The organism is Aquibium carbonis (genome assembly GCF_003970795.1).
In the GTDB taxonomy this organism is placed as follows: Bacteria; Pseudomonadota; Alphaproteobacteria; order Rhizobiales; family Rhizobiaceae; genus Aquibium; species Aquibium carbonis.
The window spans coordinates 16,966-34,383 of record NZ_RWKW01000100.1; the positions used below are offsets into that span (position 1 = coordinate 16,966).

Below are 17,418 nucleotides of genomic sequence, written 5' to 3' on the forward strand. Positions count from 1 at the left end.
CTTTTCGCGAAAGGCAGACGAATTCTTTCCCCGCCCCCCACGCCTCCGACGATCATGCGGTGTCGATTTCACCCCATCGGAGGCTGCCGTGACGACACTACCGCAAGAGGCGCGCGCCCATGTCGCGGCGAAGGCGCTCGCCATCCGCCAGGCGTCGATCCGCGCCGCCTTCTTCCTGGCGACGGGCCAGGACATCGAGGCCGCATTGGCCCTGGTCGGCGAGGCGCGGCTTGCCGTGCGACGGCGGCTGGAACGCCTCATCGAGCGCGAGCGGATCCGCGGCGCCGCGCGCCACTGGGCCTACGATCTCAACCGCCACATCGCCCTGAAGCAGGCGCTCGACCAGCTCGGCGGCAGCCCACGTCAGCGCAGGGGCCGCACGACGAAAAACGGCGGCGCCGGAAGGCGCCACCGTTTTGGTGGAGAAAAGACGTCGGAGCCGCTTAGCGAGACGACTTCGGCTTGCGCCCGAGGCCCATCTTCTTGGCCAGCTGCGAGCGCGCGGCCGCATAGTTCGGCGCGACCATCGGATAGGTCGGATCGAGGTTCCACTTCTCGCGGTACTGGTCCGGCGTGAGGCTGTAGTGCGTCATCAGGTGGCGCTTCAGCGACTTGAAGTGCTTTCCGTCCTCGAGGCAGATGATGTAGTCGTCGTGGACCGACTTCTTCGGATTGACTGCCGGCTTCGGCTTTTCGGCCGGCGCCTGTTCGGCGGTCGTGCCCACCCGGCCGAGCGCGGCATGGATGTCGGCGATGAGGTTCGGAAGTTCGGACACGGGAACGGGATTGTTGCTGACGTAGGCGGCAACGACGTCGGCGGTCAGCTCGATGAGCATGTTGCCCTGAGTCAGGTTCGACTCGGATAGTTCCATAATGATCAGGCCCCAGTTAGTTAGCTTGTGGTTTGTAATCGGCGTTCTAAGCGCCGGTACGTATGGGAACGCGAAAATGTCGATGAACGACTCGCCTACCATCACGATAAATGGGACACGACAGTTACCAAGTCAATTATGAATGATGAGATTACAGAAAAATAATGTAACAACATGTTTTAGTGGTTCATGATCTTTCTGAACTGCAACTTTCGCGAGATGTGTGCAGCATTCGAATAAAAGTCCCGAAACATTCATCCACGTGTCTGGCGTGCGACTGGTTCCGATCATTCTTTCTGATGAGACCCACGGGGTGGCATCTCGTCGTGAACTGATCCTTCCCAAAGCGGATAGCCCGCTGCATAGGCCGCCTTGGCCAGCAGATGGGCCGAGATCGGCGCCGTCATCAGGAAGAAGACCACGCCGGCAAGCGCCCGCGAGGCAACCGCCGTGTCGTCTGTGTAGACCGCCACCGCGATCAGCATGACGCAGGCGCCGAGCGTTCCGGCCTTCGAGGCGGCATGCATGCGCGTGTAGAATTCCGGCAGTCGAAGAAGACCGACGGAAGCAACGAGCGCGAAGGCCGCGCCGATGACCAGAAGGATGCCGGTCAGGTAGTTGGTGATGATGTCCGTCACAGTTTCACCTCCGGATTGCGCGGCGCCGTCTCGCCTTCGGCGGCGTTCTTCTCGCGGTAGCTGCCGCGGCTCAGAACGAACCGGGCGAAAGCCACGGTCGCCAGGAAGCCCACCAGGCCGAGCGCGATCGCCACGTCGACATAGAGCGTGATGCCCGAGCGGATGCCGATGACGGCGATGAAGCCGAGGGCGACGGCCACCAGCATGTCCAGCGCCACGATGCGGTCGGGCAGCGTCGGTCCGCGCACGACGCGATAGACGGTCGTGAGAAAGGCCAGGCAGAGCAGCGCGAGCGCGGTGGTGACGGCGCCGGCCAGGAAGGTTTCGCTGCCGTTCACCGGAATGCCTCCATGATCTTGCGCTCGAAGCCGGTGGCGATGTCCATGCGCGCCTGGTCGGGATCCGAACAGTCGAGCGCGTGGATGTAGAGGAAGCGCCTGTCCTCCGAGACGTCGACGGCCAACGTGCCGGGCGTGAGCGTGATCAGGCAGGCCAGCAGGGTGATCTCGTAGTCCTTGTCCACCTTCAGCGGATAGGCGAAGATGCCGGGCTTGAGCTTCATGTCGGGCGTCACTACCAGCACGGCGACGCGCCAGGCGGAGAGGATGAGCTCGTAGACGAACATCAGCGCCAGCGACAGAACGCGGCGGGTGCGCGCGAAGTAGCCGAGCGAGCCGACCTGCTCGCGGATGAGGAACAGGGCGCCGGCGCCCAGCGCGTAGCCGAACAGGAAATTGATGAAGGTGGCCGACCCGGTCACCACCATCCAGGCCAGCGCGAGCAGAATATTGGCCAGATAGAGCATCATGATCCACCTTGCGCCGCAAAGACCGAGCCGATGTAGGCTGCGGGATCCGAAAGACCGGCCGCCGCCAGGCCGGCGACGTGCAGGAACGGCTCGGGCCAGAGCCCGATCCAGACCGCCGGGACGAGAAGCACGAACACGGTGCCATATCCGGCGACCGCATCGATCGGCCGCGTTTGCGACCGCAGCGACGTGTCCTGCTCGGGCCGCCAGAAGGCCAGCGCGAAGACGCGGCCGAGCACGATCGTGGTCAGCACGCTGGACACCAGGATCGCTGCGGTCAGCCACCAGGCGTTCCCCTCGATCGCGGCCTTGACCAGCACCACCTTCGGCCACAGGCCCGACAGGGGCGGCAGCCCCGCCGCCGCCAGCACCATCGCCAGCATCATCGCCGCCAGCAGCGGGTGCGACCGGTAGAGCCCGCCCAGATCGTGCAGCGAGAAGCTGCCGGCCGCCTCGCGCATCAGGCCCACCACCAGATAAAGCGCGGTCATGATCAGGATCGAGTGGACGGCGTAGAGCACGGTGCCGGTCAGCGCCAGCGGCGAGCCGATCGCCAGCCCCGCCAGCATGGTGCCGATGCCGGAAATGACCACGAAGCCGACGATGCGCCGCGTGTCGCTCTGCGCCAGCGCCCCGAGCGCGCCTAGGACCATGGTCAGGATGGCCACAACCGCGATCACGTCCGACAGGATGGCGCGCTCGACGGGAAAGAGCGTGGTGAAGGTGCGCAGCAGCGCATACACGCCGACCTTGGTCAGCAGGCCGCCGAACATGGCCGAGGTGACGATGCGCGGCGTGTGGTAGGACGCCGGCAGCCAGAAGTTCAGCGGAAACGCCGCCGCCTTCATGCCGAAGGCCAGAAGGAACAGCGTGGCGATCGTCATCAGCGGACCGTTTTCGCGCAGGCCGTCGGCCTTGCGGGCGATGTCGGCCATGTTGAGCGTGCCGAAGACGCCGTAGAGATAGCCGATGGTGATCAGGAACACCGTCGTGGCGATCAGGTTCAGCACGGCGTATTTCACCGCGCCGTCGATCTGGCGGCGCTCGGATCCCAGGATCAGGAGGCCGAAGGACGAGATGACGAAGACCTCGAACCACACGTAAAGGTTGAAAAGGTCTCCGGTCAGGAAAGCGCCGTTCACGCCGGCGATCATCAGCAGCAGGAAGGGATAGAAGCCGTAGCGGCGGCCGGTGGCGTCGATGTCGCGCAGCGCGAAGACGGCCGCCGCCGACGTGGCGAAGGTCGCGGCGGCGGCAAAGGACGCGCCCAGCACGTCGGCGGTGAAGCTGATTCCGAACGGCGGCAGCCAGCGTCCCATGGTCATCACCAGCGCGCCGTCGCCGACCACGCGCGACAGCAGCATCAGCGTCGAGACGAGCGTGGCCAGCAGCACCGCGAAGGTCACGGCAGCGTGGAGATGCGTGCGGTGGCGCACCATCATCAGCAGGGCGCCACCGAGGATCGGCAGCGCCACGGGCGCGATCACCACCCAGTCGAGCAGGCTCGTCGCGGCCTGCACCAGGGCTGCGCTGGTGTCCACCGGAGCGGAGGTTACGGCTGCCATGTCTGTCTCAATATCCCAGCGGCGGAAGGCCTTCGCCTTCCGGTTCGGCGATGCGCATTTCGTCGGTGTCGTCGGTCCCCAACTCCTGGTAGGCGCGATAGGCCAGAACCAGCAGGAAGGCGAAGAACGAGAAGGAGATCACGATGGCGGTGAGGATCAGCGCCTGCGGCAGCGGGTTGGCGGTCACGCCGTCCAGCGCCGACTGCCCTTCCGGGATGATCGGCGGGACCTCGCGCATGATGCGGCCGGCGGTGAAGATCGTCATGTTGACGGCGTTGCCGAAGATGGCGATGCCGAGCAGCACGCGGATGATGTGCCGCGACAGCATCAGGTAGATGGAGACGACGTAGAACAGGCCGACGAGAGCCGTGAGGGCGGTTTCCATCAGTCTTCCTCCCTCTCTTCCAGGGCGAGCGCGATCGAGGTGATCGCGCCGACCACGACGAAATAGACGCCGAAGTCGAAGAACAGCACCGTCGACAGGTCGAGCGTGACTCCCAGCAGGTGGACCTCGGTCCAGAGGCCGGTCAGGAACGGCACGCCCATGGCGAGCGACGCCAGCCCGGCCACGGTCGACAGAAAGAGGCCGAAGCCGGCGATCGCCATCGGGTGGAAATACAGCGCGCGGCGCACCGGCGTCACGCCGCAGGCGATGCCGTAGATGGCGAAGGCGGACGCGGCGATCAGGCCGCCGATGAAGCCGCCGCCCGGCTCGTTGTGGCCGCGCAGCAGCACGAACACCGAAAACATCACCATCAGGCTGGCGAGGTAGGGCGCGGCGGTTCTGAAGATCACCGTCTGCATGTCAGGACTTCGCCTCCGTCACGTCCGTCGACCGCGGAAGCCGTATGCGGATCAGGGCGAGGATCGCCAGCCCGGTGATCATCACCACGGCGATCTCGCCCAGCGTGTCGAGCCCGCGGAAGTCGACGATGATGACGTTGACGATGTTGCGGCCGTGGGCGATCACGTAGGAATAGGTGCTGAAGAAGTCCGACAGCGTGGAATCGAAGGGGATCTGCGTGACCTTCAGCAGCAGCACCGCGAAGCCGATGCCGCAGGCGCCGGCAATGCCGACGTCGACCATCTTTTCCGCGGTCGGGCGGTGGTCGCTCGGATAGAGCCGCAGCCGCGTCATGACCAGTGCCAGGATCACCACCGACAGCGTCTCGACCATGAACTGCGTGAAGGCGAGGTCGGGCGCGCCGAACAGCAGGAACAGCAGCGCCACCGCGAAGCCCTGGATGCCGAGCGACACGATCGCGGTCAGCCGGTCGGCCGCGTAGGCCACGGCGCCGAGCCCGATCGCGGCGATGGCGAACACCGTCCATTCGTAGAAGGTCATCCGCGGGAAGGTCGGCATTGCCGGCAGTTCGCCGAACATCAGCATCGGCGCCCAGATCGCCACCGCGATCATGACGAAGGTGACCGTCATGTACACCTCCATCCGCCCGTTCTGGATCACGCCGGTCACGGCGTTGGCGAGCCGGATCAGGCCGCGGATCGCCTGGTCGAATCCCCGGTCCGGACCCCAGCCGATCGCAGCCAGCACGGCGGCCATGGCGTCGCGGGCGCGGTCGAGCATCAGGAAGATCGCGATGCCGAGCGCGATCGTGACGATCGAGAGCAGCAGCGCCAGGCTCGCATGCGGGACGACGGAGATATAGATCTCCACCGGCGCGCCGGCCACGGCCGCGGCCATGGGTTCCGACACGTAGTGATGCGTCACGCCGGAGAAGATCGCGGCGACGCAGCCGACGATGGCGAGCGTCAGCGGTCCCAGCCAAAGCAGCACCGGCCCCTCATGCGCGTGCTTCGGCGTCTCGACGGCGGCGCCGAGGAAGGGCTTCAGCGCCACCGCGAAGCCGATCACCAGCATCAGCGCGTTGCCGATTATGGCGACCGCCGTGAACAGCGCGTTCCAGCCGCCGGAGAAGTCCAGCGCGGCATAGATTTCCTCCTTGGCGAGGAAACCGAAGAACGGCGGCAGCCCGCCCATGGAGAGGGCCGCCAGGAGGGCGGCGGCAAAGGTGATCGGCATGGCGCTGCGCAGGCCGCCGAGCCAGCGCACGTCGCGGGTGCCGGCCTCGTGGTCGATCAGGCCGGCGACCATGAACAGCGCGCCCTTGAACAGGGAGTGGGCGACGAGATAGAGCACCGCCGCCTCGATCGCTATCTCGGAGCCCAGGCCGGTCAGCATCACCAGCAGGCCGAGCGAGGCGACCGTCGTGTAGGCCAGCATCAGCTTCAGGTCGGTCTGGCGGATGGCCAGCAGCGTGCCGACCAGAAGCGTCGTGCCGCCGAAGATGGGCAGGATCGTCTCCCACCACACCGTGTCGCCCAGCACCGGGTTCAGGCGCATCAAAAGGTAGACGCCGGCCTTCACCATGGTGGCCGAATGCAGATAGGCCGACACCGGCGTCGGCGCCTCCATGGCGTTGGGCAGCCAGAAGTGGAACGGGAACTGCGCCGACTTGGTGAAGGCGCCGCCCAGCACCAGCACCAGCGCCAGCAGGTAGAAGGGTGCGGCGCGCAGCGCATCGCCCGACGACAGCAGGCCCGACAGCGTCCCCTCCCCGGTCGCGGCCCAGATGACGAGCAGGCCGGCCAGCAGCGACAGCCCGCCCAGCCCGGTCACCACCAGCGCCTGCAGCGCGGCGCGCCGCGAGGCCTCGCGGGAATGGTCGAAGCCGATCAGCAGGAAGGAGGTGATCGAGGTCAGTTCCCAGAACACGAACAGCGTCATGAAGGAGTCCGACAGGACCAGCCCCTGCATCGCGCCCATGAACATCAGGATGAAGGAGAAGAAGCGTCCCTGCTGCTCATGGCCCTTCAGGTAGCCGCCGGCATAGAGCACGATCAGCGTGCCGATGCCGGAGATCAGCAGCGCGAAGGTCAGCGACAGACCGTCGATGAACCAGGAGAAGTCGACGCCGAGGCTGGGGATCCAGGCATAGCCGCCGGTGACCGCGCGGCCGGCCGCCACGTCGCCGAGATAGCCGAAGAAATGGACGAACAGAAACAGTGGCGCGAGCGCCAGAACCCAGGCTGCGTTGTGCTTGAGGATGCGGGTCAGCGCGGGGGCAATCGCGGCGGCCAGAAACGGCAAGATCAGCGCAAGAAATGTAACCGACTGCGATGCGTCCGCCATCCAGGAGTCCCGTCCCCGCCATTGTGTGGGTCACGCCGCGCGTGCCGGGGGACAGATAGCGACTCGGTCTTATCCTCGCAAGCAAATGCCGCGCGGCCGCGACTTTTGTGCCCAGGCGTTTCAACGGCCGGCAACCCTCGCAATTCCAGCTTGTTCGGCGCGCGACCGCGCCGCCGGGCCGGCACCGCTCTTGGGCAATGCTGGCCTGGCGAAAGCACGCCGCGCTCAGTACGGGGTGATGTACTTGCCGTAGACCCAGCCGGTGGCGAAATTGCCGTTTTGTGCCGGGTCGTGCCACACCTCGCACCAGCGATAACGCACGGCCTGCGCCTTCTTCCAGCCGGGCTGGCCGGCCACCTGGTCGAGGTGCAGGCCGCCGGTGCAGCGGCCGGTCATCTGCAGGACCGTTCCGTTCGGATAGGCCGACTGGATCTGCGAGGTGCTTGCCGGATACTTGCGCACGTTGAGCACGTCGCCCCACGACACGTTGGCGACTTCCCAGGCATGGAAGGTGGAGGCCTGCGCACCGGCCGACAGGCCGGCGACGAGGGCAAGGGCGGCGAATGCGGAGGCGATGCGAAGCTGCGGTTTCATCGTGTTTGTCTCCCAAAGCATTTGAACAGGCCCGGAGAATGACATAGCTGACTTGAACAGCCGCCGACCGCCCCGTTCATTTCCCATTCAAGCAAGCGACGTGCCCATGGCCAAGACAATTTCCTTTCCGTCCCTCGCCGCGCCCCACGCGGAGAAGCGGCCGGTGACCGACACGCATCACGGGGCCACCCGCACGGATGCCTATGCCTGGCTCAGGGCGGACAACTGGCAGGAGGTGTTTCGCGATCCCGCCGTGCTCGACCCGGCGATCCGGGCGCATCTGGAGGCGGAGAACGACTACCAGAAGGCCATGCTGGCCGATCTCGAGCCTTTGCGGAAGCAGCTGTTTGCCGAGATGAAGGGCCGCATCAAGGAGGACGATTCCTCCGTGCCGATGAAGGACGGCCCGTTCGCCTATGGCTCCTCCTTCGTCATCGGCGGCGAGCAGCCGCGCTATTTCCGCACCCCGCGCGACGGCGGCGCGGAGCAGATCCTGCTTGACGGCGACGCCGAAGCGCAGGGCCAGGCCTATTTCCGGCTCGGCGGCACCGATCATTCGAGCGATCACGCGCGACTCCTGTGGTCCTATGACGACAAGGGCTCGGAATTCTACACGCTCAAGGTCCGCGACATCGCCTCGGGTGCGGATCTGCCCGACATCGTGACCGACACCGGCGGTGGCGGGGTCTGGACGGCGGCGAACGACGGCTTCTTCTACACCCGTGTCGACGCCAACCACCGGCCGTCGAAGATCCTGTTCCACGCGCTCGGCGACGACGCAGCCAACGACCGCCTCGTCTACGAGGAGACCGATCCCGGCTTCTTCATGAATGTCGGCGGCACCCGCACCAACGACTGGATCCTGATTTCGATCAACGACCACGAGACGTCGGAGTACCGGCTCATCCCCGCCGCCGAGCCGACCGCCGAGCCCAGGATCGTGCGGCCGCGCGAACTGGGCGTCCAGTATGACCTCGAGGAAGGCGGCGACGTCTTCTTCATCCTCACCAATCTCGACGGCGCCAAGGACTTCAAGGTCATGACCGCCCCGGCCGCCGATCCCCGGCCGGAGAACTGGGCCGACCTCGTGCCGCACGAGCCGGGCCGGCTGATCCTGGCGGTGATGGCCTTCCGCGACCATCTGGTCCGGCTGGAGCGCAAGGACGGCCTGCCGCGCATCGTGGTGCGCGAGCGCGCCAGCGGTGCCGAGCATTCGATCTTCTTCGACGAGGAGGCCTATTCGCTCGGGCTGATTGGCTCGCTCGAATACGACACCACCGTCATCCGCTTCAGCTATTCCTCGATGACGACGCCCTCGCAGGTCTACGACTACGACATGGCGACGCGCGAGCGCACGCTCCTGAAGACGCAGGAGGTCCCGTCCGGCCACGACGCCGACCACTACGTGACGCGCCGCCTGATGGCGCCCTCGCATGACGGCGAACTGGTGCCGGTGTCGCTGCTCTACCACCGCGACACGCCGCTCGACGGTTCGGCGCCGTGCCTGCTCTACGGCTATGGCTCCTACGGCATCGCCATTCCCGCCGCCTTCAACACCAACTGCCTGTCGCTGGCCGACCGCGGCTTCGTCTACGCCATCGCCCATGTGCGCGGCGGCAAGGACAAGGGCTTTGCCTGGTACGAGGAGGGCAAGCGCGCGCGCAAGATGAACACGTTCCTCGACTTCATCGCGGTTGCCCGCCACCTCGTCGCCGAGGGCTTCACCGCGCATGACCGGATCGTGGCGCAGGGCGGCTCGGCCGGCGGCATGCTGATGGGAGCGGTCGCCAACATGGCGCCCGAAGCCTTCGGCGCCATCGTCGCGGAGGTGCCCTTCGTCGACGTCTTGACGACGATGCTCGACGAGACGCTGCCGCTCACCCCGCCGGAATGGCCCGAATGGGGCAACCCGATCGCGTCCGCCGCCGACTATGCGACCATCGCCGCCTATTCGCCCTACGACAATGTCGGCGCGAAGGACTATCCGCCGATCCTCGCGGTCTCGGGCCTGACCGACCCGCGCGTGACCTACTGGGAACCGGCCAAGTGGGTGGCCAAGCTCCGCGACGAGAAGACCGGCGACAGCCCGGTGCTCTTCCGCATCAACATGGAGGCCGGCCATGCCGGCGCCTCGGGCCGCTTCTCGCGGCTGGAGGAGATCGCCTACACCTACGCCTTCGCGCTGAAGATGGCGGGGAAGGCGGAGGTCACCGGCTGATGGCTGATCAGGCGCGTCGTCGATAGAGTTCCAAGCAGACGGCACCCCTGCGATCGATGAAGTCCGCGATCAGGGGAGCGCTACTTCGCAACAACTGTTCGATGACGGCAGTTGGCTGGTTTCCACATCGGAGCCAGATGACCTTTGGTGGTGCCCCTCGGTGCGCCGCCAACTCGGCGAAATCTGCGTCGAGCGTGACGATCGTGAACCCGTCTCGACCTGCAACGGTCCAGAGCATAGCGTCGCTCGCCTGGGCAAGTCCCATCGCTGTCGTCTGCTGTGAATTCGGAAAGACGTCGGCCAGCGCTCGGCATAGCCGAAAGCTCAGGTTCTGATCGAACAGCAGCTTCACGCCGCGGTGACGGTGCGCCTTTCGCGATCGGCGGCATAGGCCAGCGCGGCGCGAATGTCCTCACGCGTCAGTTCCGGATAGTCGGCGATGATTTGCTCGTCGGACATGCCCACCGCCAGCCAACCGAGAATGTCGGCGACGGCAATGCGCGAGCCCCTGATGCAGGCCCGCCCTCCCCGCTTTCCGGGTTCCTGAGTGATGATGGCTTGGTAGTCGGTTTCCATCGTGGAAAACTACCACATCAAACACGCAGAGCGAATGCCGTTTCGAGAAGTGGCAATCCGGCGTACCAGGCGCATCGTTTCGCTGCGCCCGCCGCACTCGGCAATCCCCCTACCGCCGGGCCGGGTAGCCGTTCGGATGGCCGGGGATGGCCTTGAGATAGGCCGCGATCGCCTCGCGGTCCTCGGCCGGCAGCATCGCCATGTTCTTCTGCACGTCCACCATCGAGCCGCCGACCGAATCGAAGTCGGGCGTGAAGCCGGTTTCGAGATAATAGGCGATGTCGGAAGCCGACCAGGAAAGGCCCTGGGGGGTGATGTTGGGAACGATGCCCTGGCCTTCGGCGGAGACGGCGCCGGCCAGCCACTCGCCCGTCTTCAGGCCGCCCGACAGGTCGCGCGGCGTGTGGCACTCGCCGCAATGGCCCGGGCCCTCGACGAGATACTGGCCGAGCAGCACCTCGGCTGACGCGCCCTCGATCGACGCCACCGGGGCGGGGTCGAGATGAAGACGCTTCCACAGCCCGATGCCGCGGCGGATGTTGAACGGGAAGCCCAGCCGCGTCTCCGGCGCCTTGCCTTCGACGGCCGGCACCGTCTTCAGGAAGGCGAACAGGTCGGCCACGTCGTCGGGGATCATGCGGGCATAGGAGGTGTACGGGAAGGCCGGGTAGTAGTGCCGGCCGTCGGGCGAAACGCCGTGCTGCATGGCGTTGGCGAAATCCGCGATGTCCCAGGCGCCGATGCCGTCGGTGGGATGCGGGGAGATGTTGGGCGCCACGAACTCGCCGAAATCGGTCTTCAGCCGCAGGCCGCCGGCCAGCGACAGCCGGGCCTCGCCGTCGCCGCCCGGCGCCGCATGGCAGGAGGCGCAGCCGCCGGCCCAGAAGATGCGCTCGCCCTCGGCCGCATCTCCCGGTGGAAAGGCGGCCACGACCTCACCCGGAAACGTCCGGGGGATCGTGAGCCACCAGAAGGCAAGCGCGGATGCGCCGGTGAGAGCGACCGCCGCGATGGCGAGCTTGCCGATCAGCTTCATTCGAAGGCTGTGTCCTCAGCCGCGCTTGGCGCGGTAGGGCTGGTGGCAGGCGCCGCAATTGCCGCCGATCACGCCCAGCGCCGCGCCCACGGCCGCCTGGTCGGCGGGCGGGTTGGCGGCCACACCGGCGACGTCGGCCTTGAACTTCTCGGCCTTGGCCTCGAAGTCGGCGAGGTTTTCCCAGATCGCCGGAAGCGCGTCGGTGCCCTCGCCCGAACCGGCCGGGAACAGCGCGGCGACGTCGAACTTCATGGCGTTGGCGTTGAGCGCCTCGACCGCGGCGTTCACCACGGCGGCGTCGAAAGGCTGTTCGCCGCGGGCGATCGGTGCGAGCTGGCCGAGCGCGCCGCCGAACGACTTCATCATCGCCTCACGATCCTCGGCGGGACCGGCAATCGAAGCCGAAACCGCGAATGTGAGCGCCGCTGCGGCGAAAATCATCTTCTTCATCATCGTCCTCCGGATGCCTTGCTTGGGAAGCAGCCTTGCTGGGGTTGGTGGAGCCGTCCGGTGCCCACAATGGCAAAGTTCGCGTTCACGCGCGTTCACGCTCGCGTGAAGCCACGATAAGCCTCCACGACACACCGTCAACGAAAAACGCCCCGACCAAGGTCGGGGCGTCGGGGGCGTGAATGTCGACCGAAGGCGATCAGGCCGAAGCCTTTTCCCAGCACTCAAGCACGTAGTCCCAGTTGATCAGGTTGTCGACGAAGGCCTCGAGATACTTCGGCCGCGCGTTGCGGTAGTCGATGTAGTAGGAGTGCTCCCACACGTCGACGCCCAGGATCGGAGACGCGCCGTGGACCAGCGGATTCTCGCCGTTCGGGGTCTTGGAGATTTCCAGCTTGCCGTTCTTGACCGAGAGCCAGGCCCAGCCCGAACCGAACTGCGTGGTGCCGGCGGCGATGAAGTCGGCCTTGAACTTGTCGTAGCCGCCGAGGTCGCTGTCGACCGCCTTCTGCAGCGCGCCCGGCAGGCTCTTGCCGCCGCCGCCCTTCTTCATCCACTTCCAGAAATGGATGTGGTTGTAGTGCTGGCCGGCATTGTTGAAGAGCCCGGCGTTCTTGCCGTACGACTGCTTGACGATCTCCTCGAGCGACAGCCCGTCCATGCCGGCTTCGGCGGCGAGCTTGTTGCCGTTGTCGACATAGGCCTTGTGATGCTTGTCGTGGTGATACTCGAGCGTCTCCTTCGACATGAAGGGCTGGAGCGCCTCGTAGTCGTAGGGAAGTTCGGGAAGTTCGAAAGCCATGGTCGATCTCCTGTGATCGTCTGCGGGGTCGGTGAACGGGTTGGACTTCATATAGGGCAGCCGGCCGCGCGATGCGAGACCGCGCGTTCCGCCGCCGTCGCGTGGGGGTCAGGCCGCGTGGCCGTGCGCCCAGTCCCAGTAGAGGTCGCGCGCCTTCTTGGCGACGGGCCCGGCCTGCAGCGTCCGGTCCTCGATCTGGATGACGGGCACCACCTTGGAATGGTTGCCGGTCGAGAAGATTTCGTCGGCGCCGAGGAAGTCGGCCACCGTCAGGCTCTTTTCCACCACCGCCTGGCCGGCCTCGCGCAGCAGGCCGATGGTGCGGGCGCGGGTGATGCCAGACAGGAAGGTGCCGTTGGCGATCGGCGTGAAGGCCACCCCGTCCTTGACCATGAAGATGTTCGACGCGCCGGTCTCGGCCACGTTGCCCAGCATGTCGAGCACCAGAGCGTTGTCGAAGCCGCGCGACCGCGCCTCCAGGATCGCCCGGCCGTTGTTGGGGTAGAGGCAGCCGGCCTTGGCGTTGGTCGGCATGGTCTCGATCGTCGGCCGCCGGAACGGCGACACCGTCAGCGAAAAGCCGGCCGGCGGGATCATAGGCGATTCGTAGAGGCACAGGCAGAAGCGGGTCGAGGCCGGGTCGGACGGCACGCCCATGTAGCCGCCATGCTCGGCCCAGTACATCGGGCGGATATAGACCGCCGTCTGGCCGTCGAACTTCTTCAGCCCGTCCAGCGTCAGGCCGACGATCTCCTCCATGGTCATCGTCGGCTGCAGGCCGAGCGCCAGCGCCGAGGCGTTGACGCGGGCGGCATGCAGGTCGAGGTCGGGCGCGACGCCCTCGAACCAGCGCGCGCCGTCGAAGACGCTCGATCCGAGCCACATCACATGGCTTCGAGGCCCCACCAGCGCGACGTTGCCCTCGTGCCAGTCGCCGTCGACATAGGTCCAGGTGAGGCTCTGCGCTTTGGTATCGACCGTCATGATCCGTCCACCTTTCTGTCGGGCCTATGGATAGCGGCTCGTCCTGCCGCGTCAATCGTCCGGTGCGGCGTTTTTCTTGCGCCAGCGCGATGCTTGACCCATGCGTCACGATCGGATCAAGTCTATGGCTCACTGACAGGATCGCCGCATGCGCCATTCCGCCTACGTCTTCGATGCCTATGGCACGCTGTTCGACGTGCATGCCGCCGTGCGCCGCCACGCGGAAGCGATCGGGCCGGACGGGCAGCTGCTGTCCGACATCTGGCGCGCCAAGCAGCTCGAATATTCCTGGGTGCGCACGCTGATGGGCGCCTATGTCGATTTCTGGCAGCTGACCCAGCAGGCGCTCGACCATGCCTTCGCGCGGGTGCCCAGCGCCGACCGGTCGCAGCGGCAGAACCTGCTCGACGCCTACTGGCGGCTCGACTGCTATCCGGAGGTGCCGTCCGTGCTGAAGGCCCTGAAGGCGCAGGGCGCGCGGCTGGCCATCCTGTCCAACGGCTCGCCGGCCATGCTGGCGGCGGCGGTCAAGTCGGCCGGGCTCGACCTCGTGCTCGACGACGTCTTCTCCGTCGATGCCATCGGAAAATTCAAGACCGATCCGGCCGTTTACGACATTGTGACCACGGCGTTACGGGTCTACCCGAACGCCGTCTCCTTCCAGTCGTCGAACCGCTGGGACGTTGCGGGCGCTGCGAAATTCGGCTTCCGCACGGTCTGGATCAACCGCGCCGGGCAACCCGACGAGTATCTCGACCATCCGCCGTCCGTGATCCTGCCCTCGCTTGGAGGCTTGCCGAACCTCGGCTGATCGGGGATACCGCAAGCATGACCACCGTGCGGCGAAATCGGGGCAACCGTTTGGCCGCACGGGCGTTGTGCCGCTTCCTAGAGGGGTTACAGATTTCGATGACCGGACGTACGACTTCCAACGGAGGCGTTTCGAGGCGCTTCCTCCTGACCGCGGGCGCGATCGGCGTCACCCAGCTCGCGCTATCCGCCTGCACCACATCGCGTCCCATGCCGCAGCTGCCATCGCTGCCGCGCTTCGGCGACGAGAGCTATGGCGGTTTCGACCCGGCCCAGATCTACGCCGCGCGCAGCGATGGCGGGTTCAACATCCCGGCCGTGCCCTACCAGAAGATCCCGGCGCGCTTCCTGCGCCAGTATGTCTCCGATCCCACCGGCGAGGCGCCGGGGACCATCGTGGTCGACACCTCGAAGCACTTCCTCTATCTCGTCCAGCCGGGCGGGCGGGCGCTGCGCTACGGCGTCGGCCTCGGCCGCGCCGGCTTCGAGTGGTCGGGCCGCGCCGTCATGCAGTGGAAGCGCGCCTGGCCGACCTGGACGCCGCCGGCCGAGATGATCGCGCGCCAGCCCGAGCTGGCGAAGTACAGTGCCGAGAATGGTGGCATGCGGCCGGGCCTCGACAATCCGCTCGGCGCCCGAGCGCTCTACATCTTCAAGGACAATGTCGACACGCTCTACCGCCTGCACGGCTCGCCGGAATGGTTCTCCATCGGCAAGTCGGTCTCGTCGGGCTGCGTGCGCCTGATCAACCAGGACGTCATCGACCTCTACGACCGCGTCCCCAACAAGACGCCGATTCTCGTTCGGTAGAGGTTCGCCGAAACACGGGTTTTCCCAAGCGCGGGTTTTCTCAGGCGGGTCAGGGGTTCCAACAGTTGGGGCGCGATCGCGGCCGGAGTGTTGGAACTTGTGGCGCCATCGGTGGCTGGCAAGCGATAAGCGGGGGGCAACCGAGCCGCGTCGAAAAGGGTCGGGATGGCGGGTTTCGACGACGTTCTAGCCGTTCATTTTCCGAATGCAAATTGCCAGAAGCTGCCTTTCAACCGCCTTCATCCGAGACGGCTCCACGCAGTGAAAGGGATGCATTTGCCATTCGATCGATTGTCGGGGTAATGCCGTCCTCACGCTACGTTCGAAAGATTAGGCCTGCCTTTGTGAGAAAGGGAAGTAGAGGCAAGCCTATGGGCTTGGCTTCGTGATAACGGTCGCACCGCCCAGGGCAACAATCGTGTTGTCGAGCCGGCGAAGCAGGTCATCGTATGTGATGATGTCCATCATGTTCGCATACTGACGTTTGATCACCTCGAAGTCGAGCAGGTGCCCGTCGGTCATCGCGGCACCACTGATCTGGTCCCGCCCCACGATGATAATTGCCTTCGGATTGGCGATACGGATTTTCATGCCAGGCGGCAGATGGGTTGAGTACTCCGTCGTCAGTGCCTTCTCGCCAGCAACGCCCCACTTCGACAGATGGAAAAGGTATTTTTCTGCCTGCATGATACTGCCGGACAGCTCCGAGGTCGGGATGCTGTTCCCTCGATACTTGCTCTTCTGCAGGATTTTGTCGTCAAATGGCTTCTTCACCTCGATGACGTCAATATTGCCGTTTGCATCTACCAGGGCTATGTCGATGTATCGAGAGGTTTTCTTGGTGGAGTCCGAGTAGTAGTCGTTGATAGTGACGTTCTCCAGGACCTTAATGTACTTCGGGAAAAGGAGCGGCAAGAACGAGATCATCATCTTCTGCCACTCGCCCTCGGACAGTTTTGTTTTCTTCTCGAGAGCCTCTTTAATGTGGTCTCGGATGATGATGTATTTTTCGATCTCCAATTCCTTGAGGAACTCGAGATCGATTTTGGCCGATTTGGAACCTGACATTTTCTTGTTCAGGTAAGTCTCATAGCGGCCTTGAGCATCCTTCAGGCCATCCACATAACCGGCCAGGATCGTGTGCACCCGAGCACCGGCATACCGGGTGATTTCACCTGTGCTGGGAAACCTCTTCAGGAGGTCCTTGAAAACGTCTATCGGAATAGCTGAAGGGTGCGTCCCGCCGACATAGATTGGATCGGTAGTTTCTAAAAGTTCGCTCAATCGTCCGAAAATGGAGATGTTGCGATAGGCGGCGAAGAGCTTGCGCTCCCACTTGGTACCCACAGGCATAAACACGTCATTGTCGATACCCAATTTGCGCCCCGCTATGCGCATGTACGTCCCGTCGATCTCAGCAAAATTGAAAACGTACTCATACTTGCCAAAATCGGTTGTATCAGTGGGCGGGTCCAAAAGGTCCGCCTTTTCAAAGTAAAATACACCGGTGATAGGAACGGCGCCCTTCTTCTTGAGGTCTTCCCACACCCACTCGTTCCCGCCATATTCTGTGCTGTACGCTAGCTCTAAACCTTTGGCGGTAGCTTTAATTTTCAATTCTCGTCCCCCGATCTGCAGGGAACACTAGATGAGATTTCGCGCCATTGCCAAGGCTTCATGCGTTCTTGAGCGCAATTCTAGCGGTGCGCGCTCACGACATAGGACTGTGGGCCTAGTACGACCGCTTGGGGCCTGGACGGGCGGCGTCGCCCTGATCGCACCAGTCGATCAGGTAGAGGTGTCCATTGTCGCAACTTTGGCTTGAAATTGGCAAACCCACCGATGTCTGCTTTCTTCGAAATTCTTCCAGAACAGGCCATTCCGCTCTCCCACCCCATCTCAGCCATCTAGGCCAAAGCGCCCCCCTACCGCTTCAAGCTCCCCAAGATCCCCCGGATCAGCGCCCGGCCGAGCGAGGTGCCCACCGAGCGCACCACCGACTTGACGGCCGCCTCGGTGACGGTCTGGCGGTTCGAGGCTCGCGGGCGCGGGGCCGAGGGGGCGCGGGGTGCGGTGGTGCGCGAGGGGGCGCGGGTGGTGGGCG

At 65.0% G+C, this 17,418-nt stretch carries 21 protein-coding genes; 3 read left to right on the forward strand and 18 right to left on the reverse strand.

The annotated features are described in order from the left end of the window. Positions 1 to 97 precede the first annotated feature (97 nt). The 10 genes from EJC49_RS26325 to EJC49_RS22020 form a co-directional block, all read right to left on the reverse strand. A complete protein-coding gene (locus tag EJC49_RS26325; protein WP_425358839.1) occupies positions 98 to 412 on the reverse strand; it encodes a hypothetical protein in 315 nt (104 codons plus the stop codon). A 31-nt stretch (positions 413 to 443) separates the two neighbouring features. Further along, entirely contained in the window at positions 444 to 872 is a 429-nt protein-coding gene (locus tag EJC49_RS21980; protein ID WP_126702078.1) for a Ros/MucR family transcriptional regulator, read from the reverse strand. A 287-nt stretch (positions 873 to 1,159) separates the two neighbouring features. After that, the gene (gene mnhG / locus EJC49_RS21985) at positions 1,160 to 1,510 is read right to left on the reverse strand and encodes a monovalent cation/H(+) antiporter subunit G (protein ID WP_126702079.1); all 351 of its coding nucleotides are present in this window, start codon (positions 1,508 to 1,510) and stop codon (positions 1,160 to 1,162) included. Further along, positions 1,507 to 1,848, reverse strand: a complete 342-nt coding sequence (locus EJC49_RS21990; RefSeq protein ID WP_170314834.1) for a cation:proton antiporter — start codon at positions 1,846 to 1,848, stop codon at positions 1,507 to 1,509. Before EJC49_RS21990 ends, mnhG begins: the two co-directional genes overlap by 4 nt. Then, positions 1,845 to 2,318, reverse strand: coding sequence for a Na+/H+ antiporter subunit E (locus tag EJC49_RS21995; protein WP_126702080.1), 474 nt, complete (start codon positions 2,316 to 2,318; stop codon positions 1,845 to 1,847). Before EJC49_RS21995 ends, EJC49_RS21990 begins: the two co-directional genes overlap by 4 nt. Next, the gene (locus tag EJC49_RS22000; protein WP_126702081.1) at positions 2,315 to 3,883 is read right to left on the reverse strand and encodes a Na+/H+ antiporter subunit D; all 1,569 of its coding nucleotides are present in this window, start codon (positions 3,881 to 3,883) and stop codon (positions 2,315 to 2,317) included. The genes EJC49_RS21995 and EJC49_RS22000 overlap by 4 nt, the downstream gene beginning before the upstream one ends. Before the next feature lie 7 nt (positions 3,884 to 3,890). Continuing rightward, entirely contained in the window at positions 3,891 to 4,268 is a 378-nt protein-coding gene (locus tag EJC49_RS22005; RefSeq protein WP_126702082.1) for a Na+/H+ antiporter subunit C, read from the reverse strand. After that, positions 4,268 to 4,687 (reverse strand): Na+/H+ antiporter subunit B, encoded by a 420-nt coding sequence (locus EJC49_RS22010; RefSeq protein ID WP_126702083.1) that lies wholly within the window; start codon positions 4,685 to 4,687, stop codon positions 4,268 to 4,270. Before EJC49_RS22010 ends, EJC49_RS22005 begins: the two co-directional genes overlap by 1 nt. Position 4,688: 1 nt before the next feature. Then, a complete protein-coding gene (locus tag EJC49_RS22015) occupies positions 4,689 to 7,034 on the reverse strand; it encodes a putative monovalent cation/H+ antiporter subunit A (protein WP_126702084.1) in 2,346 nt (781 codons plus the stop codon). A gap of 225 nt (positions 7,035 to 7,259) precedes the next feature. Next, positions 7,260 to 7,628, reverse strand: a complete 369-nt coding sequence (locus EJC49_RS22020) for an SH3 domain-containing protein (RefSeq protein WP_126702085.1) — start codon at positions 7,626 to 7,628, stop codon at positions 7,260 to 7,262. A gap of 106 nt (positions 7,629 to 7,734) precedes the next feature. Between EJC49_RS22020 and EJC49_RS22025 the strand changes: the two genes are divergently transcribed. Beyond that, positions 7,735 to 9,846, forward strand: a complete 2,112-nt coding sequence (locus EJC49_RS22025; protein WP_126702086.1) for a S9 family peptidase — start codon at positions 7,735 to 7,737, stop codon at positions 9,844 to 9,846. Positions 9,847 to 9,853: 7 nt separating this feature from the next. On the opposite strand, the gene EJC49_RS22030 is transcribed toward EJC49_RS22025, so the two are convergent. The 6 genes from EJC49_RS22030 to EJC49_RS22055 form a co-directional block, all read right to left on the reverse strand. Further along, on the reverse strand, positions 9,854 to 10,198 hold the full coding sequence (locus tag EJC49_RS22030; RefSeq protein ID WP_126702087.1) for a DUF5615 family PIN-like protein: 345 nt from the start codon (positions 10,196 to 10,198) through the stop codon (positions 9,854 to 9,856). Next, positions 10,195 to 10,422, reverse strand: a complete 228-nt coding sequence (locus EJC49_RS22035) for a DUF433 domain-containing protein (protein ID WP_126702088.1) — start codon at positions 10,420 to 10,422, stop codon at positions 10,195 to 10,197. Before EJC49_RS22035 ends, EJC49_RS22030 begins: the two co-directional genes overlap by 4 nt. Positions 10,423 to 10,531: 109 nt before the next feature. Next, a complete protein-coding gene (locus tag EJC49_RS22040; RefSeq protein ID WP_126702089.1) occupies positions 10,532 to 11,458 on the reverse strand; it encodes a cytochrome c in 927 nt (308 codons plus the stop codon). A gap of 15 nt (positions 11,459 to 11,473) precedes the next feature. Then, positions 11,474 to 11,908, reverse strand: a complete 435-nt coding sequence (locus EJC49_RS22045; protein ID WP_126702090.1) for a c-type cytochrome — start codon at positions 11,906 to 11,908, stop codon at positions 11,474 to 11,476. Positions 11,909 to 12,107: 199 nt separating this feature from the next. After that, positions 12,108 to 12,710, reverse strand: a complete 603-nt coding sequence (locus tag EJC49_RS22050; protein WP_126702091.1) for a superoxide dismutase — start codon at positions 12,708 to 12,710, stop codon at positions 12,108 to 12,110. A 108-nt stretch (positions 12,711 to 12,818) separates the two neighbouring features. Then, positions 12,819 to 13,694, reverse strand: a complete 876-nt coding sequence (locus tag EJC49_RS22055; protein ID WP_170314835.1) for a branched-chain amino acid aminotransferase — start codon at positions 13,692 to 13,694, stop codon at positions 12,819 to 12,821. Positions 13,695 to 13,842: 148 nt separating this feature from the next. Between EJC49_RS22055 and EJC49_RS22060 the strand changes: the two genes are divergently transcribed. After that, on the forward strand, positions 13,843 to 14,505 hold the full coding sequence (locus EJC49_RS22060; RefSeq protein ID WP_126702093.1) for a haloacid dehalogenase type II: 663 nt from the start codon (positions 13,843 to 13,845) through the stop codon (positions 14,503 to 14,505). Positions 14,506 to 14,603: 98 nt separating this feature from the next. Continuing rightward, positions 14,604 to 15,314 carry a L,D-transpeptidase gene (locus tag EJC49_RS22065; protein ID WP_126702094.1) on the forward strand — a complete coding sequence of 237 codons (711 nt, stop codon included), beginning with the start codon at positions 14,604 to 14,606 and terminating at the stop codon, positions 15,312 to 15,314. Between the two features lie 369 nt (positions 15,315 to 15,683). Here EJC49_RS22065 and EJC49_RS22070 read toward each other — a convergent pair whose 3' ends face one another. Both EJC49_RS22070 and EJC49_RS22075 read right to left on the reverse strand, forming a co-directional pair. Beyond that, positions 15,684 to 16,862: a Shedu immune nuclease family protein gene (locus tag EJC49_RS22070; RefSeq protein ID WP_210211843.1), complete on the reverse strand. Its 1,179-nt coding sequence runs from the start codon at positions 16,860 to 16,862 to the stop codon at positions 15,684 to 15,686. Between the two features lie 377 nt (positions 16,863 to 17,239). Further along, positions 17,240 to 17,418, reverse strand: a 179-nt coding sequence (locus EJC49_RS22075; RefSeq protein WP_126702096.1) for a helicase HerA-like domain-containing protein, incomplete at its 5' end; no start/stop codon positions are given.